Annotated in this window: 17 protein-coding genes and 14 tRNA genes; 1 reads left to right on the top strand and 30 read right to left on the bottom strand. The window is 36.2% G+C overall.

All coding sequences use genetic code 11. The annotated features are described in order from the left end of the window. Positions 1 to 51: 51 nt before the first annotated feature. The 7 genes from DWW68_RS05755 to DWW68_RS05725 all read right to left on the bottom strand — a co-directional run bounded on the left by DWW68_RS05755 (position 52) and on the right by DWW68_RS05725 (position 7692). Complete coding sequence (locus tag DWW68_RS05755; RefSeq protein WP_021951948.1) at positions 52 to 573, bottom strand: DUF4364 family protein; 522 nt, start codon at positions 571 to 573, stop codon at positions 52 to 54. A gap of 2 nt (positions 574 to 575) precedes the next feature. Then, positions 576 to 1163: a ribosome biogenesis GTP-binding protein YihA/YsxC gene (gene yihA / locus DWW68_RS05750; RefSeq protein ID WP_021951947.1), complete on the bottom strand. Its 588-nt coding sequence runs from the start codon at positions 1161 to 1163 to the stop codon at positions 576 to 578. A 4-nt stretch (positions 1164 to 1167) separates the two neighbouring features. Further along, a complete protein-coding gene (lon, locus tag DWW68_RS05745) occupies positions 1168 to 3483 on the bottom strand; it encodes an endopeptidase La (protein WP_118589759.1) in 2316 nt (771 codons plus the stop codon). A 16-nt stretch (positions 3484 to 3499) separates the two neighbouring features. Continuing rightward, positions 3500 to 4783: an ATP-dependent Clp protease ATP-binding subunit ClpX gene (gene clpX / locus DWW68_RS05740; RefSeq protein WP_021951945.1), complete on the bottom strand. Its 1284-nt coding sequence runs from the start codon at positions 4781 to 4783 to the stop codon at positions 3500 to 3502. A gap of 68 nt (positions 4784 to 4851) precedes the next feature. Next, entirely contained in the window at positions 4852 to 5433 is a 582-nt protein-coding gene (gene clpP / locus DWW68_RS05735) for an ATP-dependent Clp endopeptidase proteolytic subunit ClpP (RefSeq protein WP_021951944.1), read from the bottom strand. A 27-nt stretch (positions 5434 to 5460) separates the two neighbouring features. Then, positions 5461 to 6741 (bottom strand): trigger factor, encoded by a 1281-nt coding sequence (gene tig, locus DWW68_RS05730; RefSeq protein WP_021951943.1) that lies wholly within the window; start codon positions 6739 to 6741, stop codon positions 5461 to 5463. Positions 6742 to 7140: 399 nt separating this feature from the next. Next, positions 7141 to 7692 carry a DJ-1 family glyoxalase III gene (locus tag DWW68_RS05725; RefSeq protein WP_021951942.1) on the bottom strand — a complete coding sequence of 184 codons (552 nt, stop codon included), beginning with the start codon at positions 7690 to 7692 and terminating at the stop codon, positions 7141 to 7143. Positions 7693 to 7867: 175 nt separating this feature from the next. Between DWW68_RS05725 and DWW68_RS05720 the strand changes: the two genes are divergently transcribed. Then, complete coding sequence (locus DWW68_RS05720; protein ID WP_118589767.1) at positions 7868 to 8311, top strand: CYTH domain-containing protein; 444 nt, start codon at positions 7868 to 7870, stop codon at positions 8309 to 8311. 31 nt (positions 8312 to 8342) lie between these two features. On the opposite strand, the gene DWW68_RS05715 is transcribed toward DWW68_RS05720, so the two are convergent. The 23 genes from DWW68_RS05715 to DWW68_RS05605 form a co-directional block, all read right to left on the bottom strand. Next, positions 8343 to 10556 (bottom strand): hypothetical protein, encoded by a 2214-nt coding sequence (locus DWW68_RS05715; protein ID WP_118589760.1) that lies wholly within the window; start codon positions 10554 to 10556, stop codon positions 8343 to 8345. A 9-nt stretch (positions 10557 to 10565) separates the two neighbouring features. Then, positions 10566 to 12122 carry an NAD(P)/FAD-dependent oxidoreductase gene (locus DWW68_RS05710; RefSeq protein ID WP_021951938.1) on the bottom strand — a complete coding sequence of 519 codons (1557 nt, stop codon included), beginning with the start codon at positions 12120 to 12122 and terminating at the stop codon, positions 10566 to 10568. Positions 12123 to 12264: 142 nt separating this feature from the next. Further along, positions 12265 to 12344: transfer RNA gene (locus tag DWW68_RS05705), tRNA-Leu, on the bottom strand. Between the two features lie 86 nt (positions 12345 to 12430). Beyond that, positions 12431 to 12503: transfer RNA gene (locus DWW68_RS05700), tRNA-Lys, on the bottom strand. A gap of 34 nt (positions 12504 to 12537) precedes the next feature. Then, positions 12538 to 12609 (bottom strand) — tRNA-Gln (locus DWW68_RS05695). 8 nt (positions 12610 to 12617) lie between these two features. Then, positions 12618 to 12691, bottom strand: a tRNA-His gene (locus tag DWW68_RS05690). A gap of 28 nt (positions 12692 to 12719) precedes the next feature. Continuing rightward, positions 12720 to 12793: transfer RNA gene (locus DWW68_RS05685), tRNA-Arg, on the bottom strand. Positions 12794 to 12815: 22 nt separating this feature from the next. Then, a tRNA-Gly gene (locus tag DWW68_RS05680) sits at positions 12816 to 12886 on the bottom strand. Positions 12887 to 12892: 6 nt separating this feature from the next. Then, a tRNA-Pro gene (locus DWW68_RS05675) sits at positions 12893 to 12967 on the bottom strand. A 127-nt stretch (positions 12968 to 13094) separates the two neighbouring features. Beyond that, positions 13095 to 13577 carry a metallophosphoesterase gene (locus DWW68_RS05670; protein WP_021951777.1) on the bottom strand — a complete coding sequence of 161 codons (483 nt, stop codon included), beginning with the start codon at positions 13575 to 13577 and terminating at the stop codon, positions 13095 to 13097. Further along, positions 13571 to 14176 (bottom strand): XTP/dITP diphosphatase, encoded by a 606-nt coding sequence (locus tag DWW68_RS05665; RefSeq protein ID WP_118589761.1) that lies wholly within the window; start codon positions 14174 to 14176, stop codon positions 13571 to 13573. The genes DWW68_RS05670 and DWW68_RS05665 overlap by 7 nt, the downstream gene beginning before the upstream one ends. Positions 14177 to 14190: 14 nt before the next feature. Next, positions 14191 to 15927 (bottom strand): lectin like domain-containing protein, encoded by a 1737-nt coding sequence (locus DWW68_RS05660; protein WP_118589762.1) that lies wholly within the window; start codon positions 15925 to 15927, stop codon positions 14191 to 14193. A gap of 9 nt (positions 15928 to 15936) precedes the next feature. After that, the gene (locus tag DWW68_RS05655; protein WP_021951774.1) at positions 15937 to 17088 is read right to left on the bottom strand and encodes a class I SAM-dependent RNA methyltransferase; all 1152 of its coding nucleotides are present in this window, start codon (positions 17086 to 17088) and stop codon (positions 15937 to 15939) included. Positions 17089 to 17153: 65 nt separating this feature from the next. After that, positions 17154 to 17438 carry a rhodanese-like domain-containing protein gene (locus DWW68_RS05650; protein ID WP_021951773.1) on the bottom strand — a complete coding sequence of 95 codons (285 nt, stop codon included), beginning with the start codon at positions 17436 to 17438 and terminating at the stop codon, positions 17154 to 17156. A gap of 93 nt (positions 17439 to 17531) precedes the next feature. Continuing rightward, complete coding sequence (locus DWW68_RS05645) at positions 17532 to 17834, bottom strand: hypothetical protein (protein ID WP_118589763.1); 303 nt, start codon at positions 17832 to 17834, stop codon at positions 17532 to 17534. Positions 17835 to 17929: 95 nt separating this feature from the next. Further along, positions 17930 to 18003, bottom strand: a tRNA-Arg gene (locus DWW68_RS05640). Between the two features lie 140 nt (positions 18004 to 18143). Beyond that, positions 18144 to 19394, bottom strand: a complete 1251-nt coding sequence (locus DWW68_RS05635) for a glycoside hydrolase family 25 protein (RefSeq protein WP_158576815.1) — start codon at positions 19392 to 19394, stop codon at positions 18144 to 18146. A gap of 133 nt (positions 19395 to 19527) precedes the next feature. Then, positions 19528 to 19611: transfer RNA gene (locus tag DWW68_RS05630), tRNA-Leu, on the bottom strand. Between the two features lie 33 nt (positions 19612 to 19644). Further along, positions 19645 to 19717 (bottom strand) — tRNA-Val (locus tag DWW68_RS05625). Between the two features lie 35 nt (positions 19718 to 19752). Continuing rightward, positions 19753 to 19826, bottom strand: a tRNA-Ile gene (locus DWW68_RS05620). A 7-nt stretch (positions 19827 to 19833) separates the two neighbouring features. Continuing rightward, positions 19834 to 19906, bottom strand: a tRNA-Thr gene (locus DWW68_RS05615). Positions 19907 to 19943: 37 nt separating this feature from the next. After that, positions 19944 to 20015: transfer RNA gene (locus DWW68_RS05610), tRNA-Glu, on the bottom strand. A 30-nt stretch (positions 20016 to 20045) separates the two neighbouring features. Then, a tRNA-Asn gene (locus tag DWW68_RS05605) sits at positions 20046 to 20117 on the bottom strand. Positions 20118 to 20244 lie beyond the last annotated feature (127 nt).

The following is a 20244-nucleotide window of genomic DNA, read 5'->3' as shown; positions in this document are numbered from 1 at the left end:
CATCTCTTGTTTATTTTGCTGTTAAACTGACTTTACCTTTATGTGAAATTATTACGTCAGATTATCTAATACATATTGATATATTTTCTGGCTGGTGTCCTTGTCCTGCCAATTTGCACACATTTTTGAGGCAATATCCTTATCAGGAGTTGCAATATTAAGTTCAATTAATGTACTGTCTCCTTCTTTTACCTGACAATGTACAATATAATCTCCATTTGCAGCCCTGTAATAATCCGAAACGGTTCCTGCCTCATTTCTTAATTCATATTTATTCTCAATAAGGAACATATCCACATCATCAACTATCTGGTTGGGAATTTTATTCTCAAAAAACTTAAGACTTTCCCTTCCCTCGGAAGTTAAATGATAATAAGATGTATTTCTATTAACATTTAAAAACACAAATCCGTTTTCTATTAACTCATTAATGGAACGCTGAACGGAAAAATAAGTTGTGTACTCATTCTCCAGAAAGAACTGGGCAATCTGGGTATTAGTCAGTGGGAAATCCACCTTATTAAGCATATGCATTATAATTAATTTATATAAAGTTTCCGGTTCTAATGCCATTTCTAACTCCTTGTTATTTCTTCAATCAAATCAAGAATTTCATCTTTTCCCTGCTTTGTCTGAGCCGAAAATGGTAGTATCTTTGTTCCACCTACTACGTTTAAGCCTGTCCTTATCATTTTAACATGCTTTTGTATCTGGCTTCTCTTTATTTTGTCAAGCTTTGTTGCAATTATTATTGGTTCATATCCATTGGCTAATATCCACTGGTACATATTTATGTCATTAGCTGACGGCTCGTGTCTTATATCTATTAAAAGAAAAACTGCTTTTAACATATCCGAAGTATGAAGATAGTTTTCTATCATTACACCCCATTTTTCCTTTACTTCCTTTGACACACTGGCATACCCGTACCCCGGTAAATCCACAAAATACATTTCCTCATTAACATTATAGAAATTAATTGTCTGTGTTTTTCCCGGCTGGGATGATGTTCTTGCTAATGCCTTCCTATTTACAAGACTGTTTATCAGTGATGATTTTCCTACATTTGACTTACCTGCAAAGGCAATCTCCGGCATATTATTTTGTGGCAGAGGACTTGTAATTCCACATACCGTCTCTAAACTAACATTTTTTATAACCATATATTTACCTGCTCAGAGCCTCCTTAATAACTTCACTCATATGACTTACATATACAATTTTCAGACCTGAAGTTATTTCCTCTGAAATCTCCTTTACCATAGGTTCATTCTTTTTAGGGACTAAAACCTTCTTAATACCTGCATTTTTAGCAGCCAAAAGCTTCTCTTTTAATCCTCCTATTGGCATAACATTTCCACGAAGATTAATTTCTCCTGTCATTGCCACCTTACATTTTACCTTAATACCTGACACAGCTGACAAAATAGCCGTTGCCATGGTAATTCCGGCTGATGGTCCATCCTTTGGCACTGCCCCTTCCGGAACGTGAATATGTATATCATTCTCACTAAAGAATTCCTTATCCACACCATAATCCGCTGCAATACTTCTAACATAGCTCAGTGCAATTACAGCAGACTCCTTCATAACATCACCAAGCTGTCCCGTAAGCTTAAGTTCTCCCTTTCCCGGCATTGTATTTACTTCTATCTGAAGGGTAGTTCCACCTACAGCCGTCCAGGCAAGACCTCTTACTATTCCTATATCATCTGACTCATTTGCCAAATCTTCATCGAATTTCTTTCTTCCAAGATATTTTTCAATATTTTTTGATGTAACCTTTAAATGCTTTTTATTATTTTGAACTATATCTCTTGCTGCTTTTCTGCATATTTCTTCCAGTTCCCTTTGCAGCTGTCTTACACCGGCTTCCCTTGTGTAAAATCTTATAATACTGTTTATGGCCTCATCTGTTATGGAAAGATTTGACCTTTTTATTCCATTTTTCTCATATGCCTTCTTAATCAGATGTTCTTTTGCAATGTGGAACTTCTCATTTTCAGTATAACCTTCAACTTCAATCATTTCCATTCTGTCAATTAAAGGCTCCGGTATGGTATTTATATCATTTGCCGTGGCGATAAATAATACCTTTGACAAATCAAGGGGAACTTCCAAATAATTATCCCTAAAAGATGAATTTTGTTCTGAATCCATAACCTCAAGAAGGGCTGAAGCCGGATCTCCGTGATAACCTCTTCCCATTTTGTCTATTTCGTCAAACAGCATTAATGGATTAGCACTGCCTGCCATTTTAAGTCCCTTTGCTATTCTTCCCGGCATTGCTCCCACATATGTTTTTCTGTGTCCTCTGATTTCCGATTCGTCGTCCACGCCACCTAAGCTTATTCTAACATATTTTTTGTTTAAAGCTTCTGCAATTGAGTGAGCTATAGATGTTTTTCCTGTTCCCGGAGGTCCTATAAGACAAATAATGGGACTTGTGCCTTTAGCCTCCGTTAAATTTCTCACTGCCAAAAACTCCAGAACTCTTTCTTTTACTTTTTTAAGTCCGTAATGATCTCTGTCTAAGATTTCCTGTGCATTAGTCAAATCAGGGTTTTCCACTGTCTGATTATTCCAAGGCATATCCAGCATTGTGTCAATGTATGTTCTTATTACATTAGCTTCCGGTGCATTTCCACCAAACATTCTGTACCTTGAAAGTTCCTTCATTAACTTTTCCTTCACTTCATCAGATGCGTTAAGCTTCTCTATTTTTCCCTGCAATTCATCTGCATCTGCAGAGAAATCTTCCCCTAATTCTTCTTTTATAACCTGAATCTGTTCTCTTAAAATATGTTCACGCTGACTTTTGTCAAGTCTCTCTTTAACCTTCTCAATTATATCAGCTCTTATTTGTCCGATTTCATTTTCTTTTCTTAAAAATGACATAACTGTCTCAAATTTAGACACTAAGTCATTTTTTTCCAAATATTCCTGCTTTACTCTAAAATCTACTTTTATTCTTAAAAGTAACTGTTCCATAAGAGTTGACAGATTATTTATTCTCATAACATTTCTTATTCCCTGTTCCGTCAGCCCATGGTTTGTTGCATCATATTTTCTTATGGTTTCTTTTAATTCTCTTACAAAGGCCTCTTCCTCGTTTTCAGATAAAAGATTTTCCTCCTGTGGAATTTCCTTTATATCTCCCTCAAAATATTTCCCATCTTCATATAATGTGAGAATTTCAGCTTTATTCTTTGCCTCTACCATTACACTTGTAATTCCATCCGGCAATTTATTAAGTTGCTTTATTAATACAACAGTACCTATTTTGTATATTCCATCAAAACCCGGTGTTGATTCCACCGGGTCTTTCTGTGCTGTAACAAACAATCGCTGTCCCTGCATCATAGCAGCATTTGCGGCAGCAATTGATGATTTTCTACTAATGTCAAAATGAACTGTCGTTCCCGGCAATATGGTAAGCCCCCTAAGAGGTATAACCGGTATTTTAAAAGTATTTTCTGACATATTTTCTCCTTGATACCTATGCGGTTTTTCCGCTTTTTTTCTTTGTTTTAGGTTTAGTTCCTGAAGGTGCGTACTTTATTTCTGCATCTGCTAATCCATTTACAACATCCTCGTTGACTATACATTCTTCAATGGTGTCATCAGATGGTGTTTCATACATTATATCCATTACCGCATCTTCCATAATGGCTCTAAGTCCTCTTGCTCCTGTCTTTCTTTCCACTGCAAGCTTAGCTATGGCATGTATTGCCTCATCTGTAAATGTAAGCTTAACTCCATCTAATTCAAATAATTTCTTATACTGCTTTACCAATGCATTCTTTGGCTCTGTAAGTATTCTCTCTAATGCCTTTTCATCTAAGAAATCCAATGAAACCGTAACAGGAACTCGTCCTATAAATTCCGGAATAATTCCAAATTTAGTTAAATCTTCCGGCATAACCTGCTTGAATAATTCATCTGTCTTGTGGTCATTTTTTTCACGAACCGGTGAATTAAATCCAATTGCACTTTTATCTAATCTCTTTTCTATAATCTTATCTAATCCGTCAAAAGCTCCACCACAAATAAATAAAATATTTGTAGTATTAATAGGTATAAGTTCCTGCTGAGGATGCTTTCTTCCACCCTGTGGTGGCACGCTGGCATCTGTTCCCTCTAATATTTTAAGTAATGCCTGCTGTACACCTTCACCTGAAACATCTCTTGTGACAGAAACATTTTCTGATTTTTTTGTAATTTTATCTATTTCATCAATATATATAATTCCATGCTCAGCCTTTTCAATATCATAATCAGCTGCCTGAATTAATTTAAGCAAAATATTTTCAACATCTTCACCAACATATCCTGCCTCTGTAAGAGTTGTAGCATCTGCAATGGCAAATGGAACATTTAATATCTTTGCTAATGTCTGAGCTAAATATGTCTTTCCAGAACCTGTAGGTCCTAACAAAAGAATATTGGATTTCTGCAATTCAACATCTAATTCCTTGTCTGATAAAACACGTTTGTAGTGATTATATACTGAAACTGCCAAAACCTTTTTTGCCTCATCCTGACCTATAACATACTGATCCAAAAATTCTTTAATTTCCTTTGGTTTTAAAAGATTTATCTCCTGTGTAGCACCGGATTCCTCTTCATGGTACATTTCTTCCACGATTCCTGCACATATTTCAACGCATTCATCACAAATATACACACCTTCCGGTCCGGCAATAAGTCTTCTTGTCTGACTCTCCGGCTTACCGCAAAATGAACAATATAATTTCTCATCAATAATTTTTTTATTTGCCATGTTTACCTCACTGTTTTGACATAAAATCCAAGTTAAGGCACCACAATTGCGGTGCCTTATTCTTATCTTTATCTTTCTTTGATTACATTGTCAATCAAACCGTACTCTTTTGCTTCATCAGCGCTTAACCAATTATCTCTGTCTGTATCTTTTTCAACAACTTCAACCGGCTTTCCTGAATTAGCTGCAAGAATTTCGTTTAATTTCTTTTTAGTCTTCAAAATATGCTCTGCTGCTATCTGAATCTCTGTAGCCTGACCCTGTGCTCCGCCTAATGGCTGATGAATCATAATTTCAGCATTTGGAAGGGCATATCTCTTTCCCTTAGCTCCGCTGGATAAAAGGAACGCACCCATACTTGCCGCCATGCCAATGCATGTAGTTGATACATCACACTTAACGTAATTCATTGTATCATATATTGCCATTCCTGCTGTAACAGAACCTCCCGGACTGTTGATATACATATGAATATCCTTGCCCGGATCCTCTGACTCTAAGAATAATAACTGTGCAACAACTGTAGAAGCCACTGCATCATTTATTTCCTCTCCTAAAAAGATAATTCTATCCTTTAATAATCTTGAATAAATATCATATGAGCGTTCACCTCTGGAATTCTGCTCTATGACATAAGGTACTAATGCCATTGCTATACCTCCTGCTTAATAATTAAATTATTTAGCCTCATCTACAACAAATTTAGCTGCTTTTCTTGCACAAATATCTTTCTTAAGATTTTCCTTGTCGCTATCTGTTAATAAACCTTTAAGCTTGTCAGCTTCCATGTTGTATCTTCCGGCCATTTCCTTGATTTCTTCTTCAACTTCTTCTTCTGTAGCTTCAATGTTTTCAGCCTTAACAACTGCTTCTAAAACAAGGCTTGATTCAACTCTTGCCTGTGCCTGTGGCTTAACCTGTTCCTTCATCTGGTCAACTGTTGCACCTGTAAACTGTAAATACTGTTCAAATGAAATTCCCTGCATAGCAATATTCTGTGCAAATTCTTCAAGCATCTGTTCAGCCTGTGCTTCAACCATCTTTTCAGGTATATCCATTTCTGCATCATTTACGATAGCTTCAATAACCTTGCTTTCCTTTTCAGCTTCAGCTTCTTTTTCTTTCTTTTCTGTAAGATTCTTCTTAATATCTTCCTTGTATTCATCTAAGGTATCAAATTCTGAAACATCCTGAGCGAAATCATCATCTAATTCAGGATATTCCTTAACTTTGATTTCCTTAATTGTTACCTTAAACATAGCAGGCTTTCCTGCAAGTTCTTTTGCCTGATAGTTTTCAGGGAATGTAACATTAACTTCAACTTCTTCTCCAACTTTCTTTCCAATAAGCTGTTCTTCAAATGTGTCAATAAATGAATGTGAGCCAATTGTTAAAGGATAATCTTCTCCCTTGCCACCTTCAAATGCAACTCCATCAACAAATCCTTCAAAATCGATTGTTGTCTGGTCTCCGTCTTCAACAGCCTTATCATCTGCTGCTACAAGTCTTGCATTCTGCTCTTTAACCTTATCAAGCTCTTCTGCTACTTCTTCATCTGTTACTGTAACATCAGCCTTTTCAACCTTGATTCCTTTGTACTTACCAAGCTTAACTTCCGGCTTTGTTGTAACTTCTGCTTCAAATATGAAAGGCTTGCCTTTTTCAATCTGAGTAACGTTAATTTCCGGACGTGCAACAATTTCTAATCCTGATTCTTCTGCTGCCTGTGCATAAGCTCCTGAAATAAGTTCATTAGCTGCATCCTCGTAAAATACTGCTGCACCATACATCTTTTCAACCATAGCATATGGTACTTTTCCTTTTCTAAATCCCGGAATGTTAAATTTATTCTTATTTTTCTGATAAGCTTTCTGAATAGCTTTATCAAATTTTGAAGCCTCTACCTCGATTGTAAGTTTTGCTGTGTTATTCTCTAACTTTTCTACCTGTAAACTCATTATTCTTCCTCCTTGAGATTTAACCGGGTGTGAGCTCCACCCATAATTATCCATTCTTAAAATTTATTTTTTAACATAACATAAGGGCATAATATCCCCTGACACAGAAAAACATTATATCACGAAAATCCCCCTATGTCACTAAGTTTTTTTGAACAATTCAGCCAAGCATAAAATAAACAAAAGGCAAAAGGCTGCTTGCAGCCAATTTTGCTTTTTGTTTATTTTATATTTGCTGAATCAACGAAGCGAGAAGAAGCAAAGCGTATTCGAGCTTAGGTGATTCAGGCTTGGCTGAATTGATTATTTTACTTTGCTGAATCAACGAAGCGAGAAGAAGCAAAGCGTATTCGAGCTTAGGTGATTCAGGCTTGGCTGAATTGACCTTTTATGCTTATTTTATCTGTCAAACTGTATTGCAGCTGCCACCTGTCCTGCTGTCTCCTCATCCACCAACACGCTTATTAGTTCAAGTCCCATTTCCAATGCCACTCCAAGTCCTTTTCCCGTAACAAAATTCTTGTCTGTTACAACTCTGCCACCATAATTTTTACAATCCATCTTATCTTCAAAACCCGGATAGCTTGTTGCATTTACATCCTTTAACAAACCAAGTTGTCCATAAATACTTGGTGCTGCACATATAGCTGCAAGCCATTTACCCTGTCTGTTATATTCAACTATATTATCTGTCAGTTTCTTACAGGCTGCAAGATTAGGTGTCCCCGGTATTCCTCCCGGAAGGAAAATGCAATCTCCTTTTTCAAAATCTATCTCGTTAATGTTTTTGTCAGCAAAAAGTTTAATCTTATGGGAGCTTTCCACTAACAAATCATCCTTAACGGAAACCGTAACAACATTTAATTTCTTTGTTCTTCTTAACAAATCAATTACCATCAAAGCTTCCACTTCTTCCATTCCATCTGCCAAAAATGCATATACTGTCTTCATTATCCACTATTCCTCCTAACATATGAATTCAAAAACAAGTATAACATACACCTGCCGTGTGTCAAAGTTATAAAGAATTTTTAACAAATTTATTATTTGCCGTAAGGTTTATTAACTTTTGTGTTACAATATCAGTATACAAATTAGTACAAGGAGGTCTTTATTTATGAAGCCAATGGAAATTGAGAGAAAATATCTTCCCCTTGATTTGCCCGCAAATTTAAACGACTACAAATGTCATAAAATAGAACAGGCATATTTAAATACTGCCCCTGTAGTCCGCATCAGGAAGCAGGATGATGAGTACTTTCTAACTTATAAAGGCGGTGGCATGATGGCAAGGGAAGAATATAATCTTCCTTTAAATGAAAAGAGTTATTACCACCTCCGGGAAAAAGCCGATGGCAATATCATAACTAAAACACGTTTTCTTATACCTTTAGAAGACGGTCACACTGCTGAACTTGATATATTTGAGGGGAAATTTGCAGGTATGCTGCTAGTTGAGGTTGAGTTTAGTTCCATTGAAGATGCTAACTCCTTTGTTCCTCCTAAATGGTTTGGAAAAGATGTGACAAATGACGGACACTATCACAATAGCTATCTTTCAAAAATATAAGCGGCAGGGAATTAAATTCCCCACCGCTTATTTATTTCCAAAATACCACCATTTCTTCTATTCTGTAAAAAATTTCCGGCACCTTCCTGCTTATACTACTCCATGTCGGTGAAATACATAAAAGTACATTTATCATAACTGTTGCCACTGTCAATATTCCAACAAGAACTAAAATATACTTTGTAATTTTTCTGTTTCTTCCCCTGTCATACATGTCAAACACAATGTAAATAACAGGAATAAAGAATAACCATGCAAAGTCAACGGAATATCTCAGGGATGTTCCGCCCATTGCTGTGGTAACATAACACATTAAAATTCCCACAATCACTGATAACATAACAAAAGCTTTATGTCCCATATCCTTTATTCCACGCTTCATGGACCATCCAAGAAGAATAACTGTCCACATTATAGGTTGAGCAAGAACTCCCATATAGCTCATTCCGTAATAATATCCCAAATAATTGCTGCTTTCTGATACTGCATTTACATAAGGGAACGTTGCACTGATAGTAGGTGGAATAAGTAATGCCCTTGCAATCATTAACGGAATCTTTCCAAAATCCGTCATGCCATAATATCCCGTGTCAAAAACCGTAAGCTGATACTTTGCTCCAAACTCAAAAGGCGAATCAAATCTTATGTAGTTGTAATACATAAGTCCCAAACCTACAACAACATAAGGTACAATAATGGCTAATATGGCTGTTATATTGCTTTTTGAGAAAACACAGCTTAAATATGTCTTTATCTTATTATTTCCACTTGCAACATATCCGCCTTTTTTAGCAAGCCCATTTAACATAAGACATGCTGCCACAAAACTTACAAGAATAAAATTAGGTCTGCATCCAACTGACAACGCCATAAAAGCTGCCCCTGCGCAAAGGCTTCCCACTGTCATTTTTTTGTTATCAAAAGCCCTCACTATAAAATTAAGTCCTGCCAATGCACAAGCTAACGCCGAGGCAGCTGCTATTTCATAGAATTTACTTCCGTTTATACAAAACAGAACCATTGACACATTTGTAAAACCTAGTATTGCAGCCATAACCACCCACAGGTTAAGTCTTTTTTTGTACTGACTTGCTATGGCATAAACTAACGCCGCCATAAGCATTTCTATAATCACTACTAGCAAAAGTGCTAAAATTTTTGTTTTAAGCATATGCCCTGTTACCAGATAATAGGGAAGGTAGAACACAAGTGCAGGCACTATTCCAAAGTAGCAATAATATTTTCCGTTATAAAATGCCCTGTCCCACTTATATGTTAATCCATCACGCTGACTACAGTCATAAGGATTTTGGAGTTTTTGTAGTTCCTTAATGTCCCGCATTTCCTGAATCTCCGTTTCCGGATTAAGACTATTAAGGTCAACCTTTCCTTTAGTTATTGCCAATGTAAGTTCCTGATACGGGTCCTGTGTATCCTGAAAATTAATACTCTGGATTTTTCCATTTTCGTTAAACTGTAAATTCCCGGCAATTGACAAAAATACCGTAAATACAATTTCCACTACAACCAGTCCCATAATTGCAGCAAACTGTCGGTTTGAATTTCTGTTAAACTGCAAACATCCTTTTCCTCTTGTAAAATATATTACAAATCCCATAAAGCATATTGCAGCAACCAAAAGTACCCTGAAAATATCAAATGAAAATTTTGCCGGGTAATTCAATTTAACCTGAATTGAATTTATTTCACTGTTTAAATCTGTCTTTAATTCAATTTTCAGATTACGACACTTTCCGGCAAAATGGGGGTGCATATGTCCCGTGGATTTCATTGACGGCACAATTACACTTTCATCACCACTTTCAGTATATTTATTTACAGCTTCATCAGAATAGTAAACCTTACATTCTATTGCCCTGTCGTTAGAATCCGGTATAACGTCTATATTATTTACTTTAGCATCAACGCCCTGCATTTCCAATGTGTATATATTTTTTTCAGTGGATGCAGATTTGGTAATGCTTCCGTATAACTCAGGGCTTAAATACCCATCTGACTTTACCTCAGAAGTCTTAATATCCGCAGACACGGTCATTTTATCACTTCTGGTATTTTCAAAACTATTAAAGTTAAAAGTAAATACTTCCAACACTAAAGCAATTAAAACCGCTATTATAGCTGAACAAATATATTTGTTATAGGACAAATATATTTTCTTTTTAAAGAATAATGTAAGTAAAATTATTGGAACCACTATTCCCACTACAAACATAAGATACTGCATCTTTACCTCCTACTGCTCCTTTGTTTCATGGTACTCTTTATCTGTGTTTACATTCCATACATTTGTTTTATCATGTATGCCATTAATAATATCCTTAACCGCCTCAAAGGAAGTAACCATAGAATGATCCATGTTGTTGTATCTGTGCTGTCCGTTTCTTCCTACGCAGAATAAATTATCAAAAGTATTTAAATAATCAATTATCTTATCCATGTTATCATATCCGTCAAAATATGCAGGATATGCCTTCTGTATGCGCTCTCTGTGAGAATCAATAACGTCATTTCTGTCAATTACGTCCATTGAAACCAATTCATTAATTGCCATGTTAATGCATTCCTCGTCACTCATGTTCCAGAATTCATCCCCTTCTCTGCAAAAATACTCAAGACCAATCCATACGTTTTCGTCAGGCTTTTCTACCATATATGGTGACCAGTTATTAAAAATCTGTATTCTTCCAAGCTTTACCCCTGTGTCCTGAACATATATCCAACAGTCCGGCACAATGTTGTTTAATGTTTTAATCTTTGTTTCATTCTTAAGATTTAATTTGTTAAGCAAAAGACCTACAGTTACAAAGTCCCTAAAAGGAAGGTCTGCTGCTGATGTTGCAACAATATCCGGAATATCGCTTCCTTTAATTCCTGCAATTAAATCATTAACAGGCATAGAAGACATAAATATGTCTCCCTCATAAACCTTCTCCTGTCCATTTTCTAAACAAACAACGTTTTTTATTTTTCCATTTTCAGTGTTTAAATACTTAACTTCACTATTTTTTACAATAGTTCCACCCATTTTTACAATGTCATCTGCCACAGCCTCCCAAAGCTGTCCCGGTCCGAATTTAGGATAAACATACTCCTCAATCAGTGATGTTTCCACTTCTCCGTCATTTTTCTTTGGAAGAATTTTCTTAAATACATCCTTAATAACGGCTGTTATGGATAGTCCCTTTACACGCTGTGCTCCCCAGTCAGCTGATATTTCCCTTGGATGTCTTCCCCATAATTTTTCTGTGTACCCTTCAAAAAACATTGAATATAACACACGTCCAAATCTGTTTATATAGAAATTCTCCAAATTATCTTCCGGTAGTTTTCTAAATACTGAATGAAGGTAGCTAAAACCTGCCTTAATTGTAGTCCCAAATCCCATGTTCTTTAAGGTACTCCATTTTAAAGAAATCGGATAGTCAAAGAAATGCTTTGAATAATAAATTCTTGACACTCTGTTTCTTACAAGCATTACCCTGTCTTCTTTTTCAGGATCAGGTCCCTTGTCAGCTAAAGTTTTCTCTCTGCCTAACACCTTATCATCAAATGACGGTGCTCCCTGAGTAGGCATTATGTTCTGCCACCACTCATTTACCCTATCGTCCTTCGAGAAAAATCTATGTCCCCCTATATCCATTCGGTTGCCCTTATAACGTACAGTCTGGGATATTCCACCTATTCTATCGCTTTTTTCTAATATAACAACCTCATATCCACCTTTTTTCAGTAGTTCATAACCAGCTGTAAGGCCTGCCGGTCCCGCCCCAATAATCACAATCCTCTTCATTTTTTCTCCCTTGTTTCTCTTTCAAATTTCAGATTTCCATTATAGCAAATAAATTATGTCGATAAAAGAGGTATAATAAACAAAAAAGTTATCCCTTTTTGAACTATATTTCATAAAGAGACAACTACTTTTTAATTTTAAATGCGGGTGACAGGACTTGAACCTGCACGGTTGCCCACTAGAACCTAAATCTAGCGCGTCTGCCAATTCCGCCACACCCGCAGCTATTTAATTTTCCGCTTTTATACAAACACTTACCATATGTTTGCCTTAGCAATAAAAAAGTGTAGGCACGAACCTACACTTAGTGAGCCACTGGGGAATCGAACCCCAGACAACTTGATTAAAAGTCAAGTGCTCTACCATCTGAGCTAGTGGCCCATATTAATTTTATAAGTTATTACTAACCCTTTAACTGGGCTAGCTGGATTCGAACCAGCGAATGCAGGAGTCAAAGTCCTGTGCCTTACCGCTTGGCGATAGCCCATTGTGTAAGGTGGCTAGAGGGATTCGAACCCTCGGCCTCCAGAGCCACAATCTGGCGCGCTAACCAACTGCGCTATAGCCACCATGCCATGCTCTGGTCTAATCCAGAAATGTGCCCGAAGGGATTCGAACCCCCGACCCACGGCTTAGAAGGCCGTTGCTCTATCCAGCTGAGCTACGGACACAAACATTTTAAAAAATGTTAAAAGCGGGTGATGGGAATCGAACCCACATATCCAGCTTGGAAGGCTGGTGTTCTACCACTGAACTACACCCGCACACAGTCGGGGTGACAGGATTCGAACCTGCGACCTCCTGATCCCAAATCAGGCGCTCTAGCCAAGCTGAGCCACACCCCGTGTTCGCGTTACTTATTTTTCACAGCGCAAGAGTAATTATATGGGAAACCCTTAAAATTGTCAAGCGTTTTTTTTATTTTTTTTTTACAATTTTTTTTCATACCCCGAAATCCCTTTTAAAATAGGGCTAAACGTACTCTATTCTGATATCTGCTTTTCCCTCTCCATTTACCTTCATAACCCCATATGTAGGTCTTCCACCTAACTGTCTTGGTCTTGATACACTTCCGGGATTTACAATGATTATTTTCCCCCTTATAGAGCTATCCGGTACATGAGTATGCCCGTAAAGTGCTATATTACATTTATTTTCCTCTGCTGCATAACTTAAACCATCCAGCCCGAAATCCACTCCGTAATTATGTCCGTGAGTTATAAAAATCCTGTTTCCACCAAATTCCACCACATCAGAAACCGGATTATTAGAATAATAATCACAGTTTCCCTTAACTTTTTTTATTTCACAGTTAAAAATTTCCGCCAATTGTTCGTCCTGACCCAAAAGGTCACCTAAATGTATCACCAAATCAATATTATGCTCTTTTTCGGCAATTTTTCTCACATTTTTTAAATCTCCATGAGAATCACTTATAATTATAGCTTTTAACATTCTTCCTCCAATCCGGCTTTCAGGATTTCCTTCATTTGTTCTAATGCCTTACCCCTATGGCTTATGCTGTTTTTTAATTCAGGAGCCATTTCACCGGTTGTCATCTCATATTCCGGCACATAAACTATAGGATCATAACCAAAACCGTTAGTTCCTTTTTGTTCATATGCAATAAGCCCCTCAATAGTTCCTTTACATGTCTTAATTTTTCCATTTGGGAAAGCCACTGCCATTGCACAAACGAATCTTGCACTTCTTTCTTTTCCCTTGGCATCCTTTAGTTTATCAATTATATAGTTATTCTTTATATCGTAAGATGTATCTTCTCCTAAAAATCTTGCAGAATATATTCCCGGTGCTCCATCTAAATAATCCACTTCCAAACCAGAATCATCAGCTATAGCTATTTCTCCTGTTATTTCCATTATGGTTTTTGCCTTAATAATGGCATTTTCTTCAAAGGTTTTTCCATCTTCCACAATATCAATGTTAATGCCTGCCTCTCCCATAGTTTGAAGTTCCACGTCAAAATCCTTCATCATCATATTGACTTCACGAACCTTATTTTTGTTTGTTGTTGCAAATATTACCTTCTTCATTGGTTTGTTCTCCTTTATTTTTTGTCTGTATATGCCTTTAAACAAATATTGCAATCATGTTTTTCCGAAGACTGCCATCTGTTTCCCGTAGAGCTGAAATATCCTTCTCCATCCGTTAAATCCACATTATAACTGTCATCACTTCCATTCATTTCAACAGGAATCAGCTTAAAGATTTTTTTGTCCTTCCCGCTAGTTATTTTCACTGTTACACTGAATTTTTGTCCCTGCTTTACACTATAAGGCTTATCTAATTTTATTGTATAATATCCTTTATTTTTCAAAGTTCCACTTGCTGCTGTATGGGTTCTCTCACTTAAGGAATTTTCTCCTTCAAATTTGCTGTCCACAAATACCTCATACTTCACTCCGGGGGTCACTGCATAAAATCCCACCGCCTGAAGCTTCCCGTTTTCAGAAGGATTGTATACGTTGGCAAAATACACTGTACTACTGCCCTCAAATCCCATGGAGCCTGTCCATCCGCAAATATCACTTTGATATATATTATCATAATTGTCTGTATTTTCTATGCCTGTATAACAAACATTACTTGTTCCTATTCTGTCATCGTAATATGAAACATAAAATGTTCCCTTATATCCAAAATCTTCCCCCCAGCTGTTCATGCATATAAATGCACCATCTCCCGGAATACTCTGGTCGTTAAACAGCTCTTTTGAATAATTATCATCCCATCCGATTATAACTACATCATGATTAGGCTTCTTTTTTCCTTTATAGCAATAAGCATACTCACTTTCGTTATAATAAACTGATTTTGATTTGGAATTATTAAGGGACATATACATGGAGCTTTCTACTCCGCCATATTTATACACCATTTCCTTAATCTGGTCATAGTCCTTTTCCGGTAAAATCTGTGCTTCCTGAATATGTTTTTTTGCCTTTAAACCGGTAGTTTTTTCCTGAGTTCCATAAGGGTCATCCTGTTCTAACACCGGTCCTTTCCATGCCATAAGATATGCCATTGACATAATATAATCGCCACCATCCTGGATTTCTCCTGACATATCATTACTTCTGGCAAGGTTATTCTCTGAAAAATCATATTGCTCTTCCGGCATAAGTGATGTTTCAATTGCCGTCAGTGTGGCAAAGGCCCAGCATGTACCATAATTTCCCTGATTTTTTGCCGGCACAGCTCTTTTTTTATCTAAATAGCTGTAACGCTTTGGCAAATAAGATTTAGTGCCTTTTTTGCCTGTAAATGAAGCTGTATTACTTTTGCTGTTCCAATTATAATCATAGGCAAAACACTTTGCAAATATATTTGCCGGCACAAAAATTGTTCCATCTTTAGTAACCGGTTTATCATCCAAACTATATTCATTATCATTGAAAATCATTTTTTTGGTATTTAAATAAAGTGCTACTATACTGCTTCCTTTTTCGATAACAATTTTTTCGCCACCATACACATTTGCAGCGCAATTAAATGTTTCTATAACTATATCAAGTGGTATCATAAGATTCATATTACCACTCATGTACGCCCTTTTATTTACATATTTAACTTCTTTTTTATCAACTATAACATTTATTTCATCCTTATTTGCACTTTTAGCCATAATCCGATTCCATGTATCTAAAATCGGTGCCTGTGTCTTTTCCCCATCAAAAGAAATACTTTTTTGTACACTTTGTTTTGAGTAGGAAAAACCTGCAATTATAACCACTAAAATTGCAATAAGTGGAATATATACTACAAGTATTCTCTTTTTTTTCATTAACAACCTCTATTTATTTTTGTTTTTAGGAGGCTTCGGTCCCATAAACTGATAATAATATGTCTTAATCATTCCGTTATATATTTTACGGTTTTTCGTTGCTTTTATTCCCATATCTTTTTCTACATTTTCATAAGATGAAATGATAAATGCCGACCATGAATCCAAAGCTTTGTACTTTTCTCCTAAAGTTGTATAAATCTTCTGTAAACTTTTCTGTTCCTCTAATCTTTCGCCATAAGGGGGATTTGTAATTATAAATCCATATTTTTTCCTATGGCTTAATCCTGAAACAGGACGTTCCTGAAAATGAATTAAATGTTCCACTCCTGCATTTATAGCATTTTTTCTGGAATATTCAATCATCTCCCCATCAATATCATATCCCTGTATATCTGTTTCTATATCATCATTTATTTTATCATTTGCCTCATTAACAGCCTGATACCATAACTTTTTATCTATAAAATTAGTCCATGTTTCCCCGGTAAACTCCCTGTTCATTCCCGGTGCAATATTAGCTGCTATCATAGCCGCCTCAATAGGAAATGTTCCACATCCGCAGAAAGGATCCACCAAAATTCTATCCTTATTCCATGGAGTAAGCATAATCAGTGCTGCCGCCAATGTTTCGGAAATAGGTGCCTTTGAGGTATAATATCTGTATCCTCTTTTGTGAAGTGATTCTCCTGATGTATCCAATGCAATAACTGCCTCATCCTTATAAAAAAACACTCTGATAGGATAACTTGCCCCATCTTCACTAAACCAGCTTACACCATATTCCTGTTTCAGATTCTCCACAATTGCCTTTTTTACTATTCTTTGTATATCTGAGGGACTAAATAATTTACTTTTAACAGAACTGGCTTTTTTTACCCAGAATTTTCCGTTTTCCGGTATAAAATCACTCCATTTTAATGCCTTAACTGCCTCAAAAAGCTCGTCGTATGTCTGAGCCTTTACTCTTCCAACCTGAATCATTACACGTTCAGCAGTTCTTAGAAATACGTTAGCCCTGCATATTGCCAATAAATTTCCCGAAAAAGTGATTCTTCCATCTTCAACCCTCTCTATTTCGTATCCTAAATCTATAATTTCTCTCTTTAAAACCGATTCCACTCCAAAATGACATGGAACGATTAAATGTAATTTATCCATATAAAATTCACCAAAATCCTTATTTTTATCTACTTAATGATAATCTGATAAAAAAACAATGTCAACTACATTCTATATCCGCCTACCACTGCCATAACCTTATATCCCTGGTTTGCCATTTCACTGGCAAGTCTGAAACTTAAACTGCCTCTTCTACAGTACAAAATCCATATGTCTCCTTTTCTACCGAAACTGTCGATTTTTCTAATATCACCCTCTGGAATATTTATTGCATTCTCAATATGTCCTTTGTCAAATTCACTTCTGCTTCTTAAATCCACCACTATATATCCTTTTTCCATAGCCCTTTTTCTTGCAGTATCAATGGAAACTAAGTCAAATCTGTTCATTGGTTACCATCACTTTTTTCTTTTAGTTTATTCATCTTATTACAATATGTTAAAACCCTATAGCCACTTACTGCTATAGGGTCTTAACCTTAACTATCTGCAATCTGTACAGTCTGTTGATTTGTTTTTAGAAGTACTATCTGTTGCTTTATTCTTTGATGTATTATATGCTGCCTTGTTTTTAGAAGTACCATCTGTTGCCTTATTTTTTGATGTGCTATCTGTTGCACTGCTTTTTGATGTGGTATCTGTTGCACTGTTTTTTGATGTGCTATCTGTTGCACTGCTTTTTGATGCACTATCTGTTGCACTGCTTTTTGATGTGCTGTTGTATGCATTCTGCATGCTACTATAACCTGATGCATCGTTTTTACCTGACGAATATTTCTTTGCCATGACTACCTCCTGATTTTTTTATTTGTCACATAAGTAGTATGGCAAACTTTTTTGTTTTTATTCAAAAAAAGCAGTCCCATAATGGAACTGCTTAACGTGCGTGAAAGGATTCGAACCCTCGGCCTTCTGGTCCGTAGCCAGACGCTCTATCCAGCTGAGCTACACGCACATAACCCGCAAAAATCATTTTCTGATGATTGCGACTTATATATATTACACCACCAATTGATATATGTCAACAATTTTTATTTGTAGTGCACCATTTTGTTTAATATGATTTTGCTTAATATTTAATCTAAGTATCCTAAACTACCTGGCAATAATATTTATATTTAAATCTACGGCACCGCCAATACCATTTACTCTGCCATTATCTGAATACTGCCACATTTCAACGTTAGGCAACCCATAATCCTCATATTTTGAAGGATTAAAAGTCCATCTTGCCAACCACAATCCGTATTTTGAAACTTTGTTATAATCCACTGAATTTTTGAAAAAGGACAAATAAGAATATATACATGTATCATATCCTCTTTCTTCTAAATAATCGCAGTATGTGGTTATTATTTTAGTATTTGAACTTTTGTATTTTGCCTTATTTCTATATGTATTTTCAAAATCAAAAGCCACCGGATAATCAAAGTCATTATATTTCTTTAAAAGCTTCTCTGTAAAAATTGCCTCTTTTTTCGCTTCAGCAACATTGTCAGCATAGCTATACAGGTAAAATCCTATTTTTATTCCATTCTTCTTTGCCTGATTATAGTTATAATCAAGCTGTCTGTCTATGGTTCCACCCTTTGTTGTACCATAACCTAATCTAATCATGGCAAATGTAACACCTGACTGTTTAACCTTACTCCAGTCAATTACTCCATTATGGTGGGAAACATCTATCCCCTTAATCTGTGCTTTTTTAGTTAATGTTAATGGCAAACTTTCATAAGTAACCCCATTTACAATCTCATAAGCCTTAATTCTATAGGTATACTTCTTCCCTTTAACAATATCATAATCATCATACAAACCATAATCATAAGCATTATTACTTGTTAATAATTCCCATTTGTTATTGCTGTTTTTTCTATAAATATTGTAACCGGATGCTGTATCACTAATTTTCCATGTAAGTAAATTATAATCATCCATGGAAATTGCTGACGCTGTCTGCACGGCATATGGCAGTGCCTTAAGACTTTTACTCTTATTGCTATATGACGAATACACCTTTTTCTTCTTTTTATTTAACTTATATGGTTTAACTCTATACTTATAAGTTTTTCCCGTTTCTATATTTGTATCCGTATATTTCTTACTTTTAACATAATCAACTTTTCGGTATTTTCCACCATTTACACTTCTATATACAGCATATCCTGAATACTTTGTTTTTGATTTCCATAATACTTTATTTCCAACTTTAGAATTGTATATCTTTGTAATACTTACCTTATTACTTGCTGCATAAACATCACTTTTGTCTGTTTTTAATCCCATAAAACACATTCCTGCTAAAAGCAAAACAAAAGCCGTCATCTTTATTTTCTTCTTTTTCATTTTGTACCTCTTTTTTTTCATTTTATGTTTACTAATAAATTTAACTTCCTGTAGATATTAACCTGTAATTGTCATAAAAATTTAATGTGAAAAATATACACGAAAAAAGGTACCCTCATGGATACCTTTTCACTGCCGGCGACCGGAATCGAACCGGTACTGTGTTGCCACAACAGGATTTTAAGTCCTGCGCGTCTGCCAGTTCCGCCACGCCGGCATAATATATAACAGTTATTTAATAATAACCAAATGGGACCTACAGGGCTCGAACCTGTGACCCCCTGCTTGTAAGGCAGATGCTCTCCCAGCTGAGCTAAGATCCCAAAATTTACTGCTGGATAATGTTTATAAATAAAAGTGGACCTGCGGGGACTCGAACCCAGGACCGACCGGTTATGAGCCGGTTGCTCTAACCAACTGAGCTACAGGTCCAAATAAAAGCCGATGAACGGACTCGAACCGTTAACCTGCTGATTACAAATCAGCTGCTCTGCCAATTGAGCCACATCGGCGTATATTTTTCTTCCACAAGTATTAACATATACATAATGACTCCAAGGGGATTTGAACCCCTGTTACCGCCGTGAAAGGGCGGTGTCTTAACCGCTTGACCATGGAGCCAAAACTTTTATACCATATAGTATAAAAAAACTCCCCGAGTAGGGCTCGAACCTACAACCCCTCGGTTAACAGCCGAGTGCTCTACCATTGAGCTATCGAGGAATATTTTCCACAGACCTAAGTCTGATTTATGAATGCATTGTACATTCAAAACTACATACTGAAATTTACATCCGGAGGATAACTCCTCTTCCTTCCTTTATGGATAAGCCCTCGACCTATTAGTATC

The organism is Eubacterium sp. AF16-48 (genome assembly GCF_003479405.1).
GTDB lineage: Bacteria > Bacillota > Clostridia > Lachnospirales > Lachnospiraceae > Eubacterium_G > Eubacterium_G segne.
This window is presented reverse-complemented; position numbering and strand designations above follow the sequence as displayed.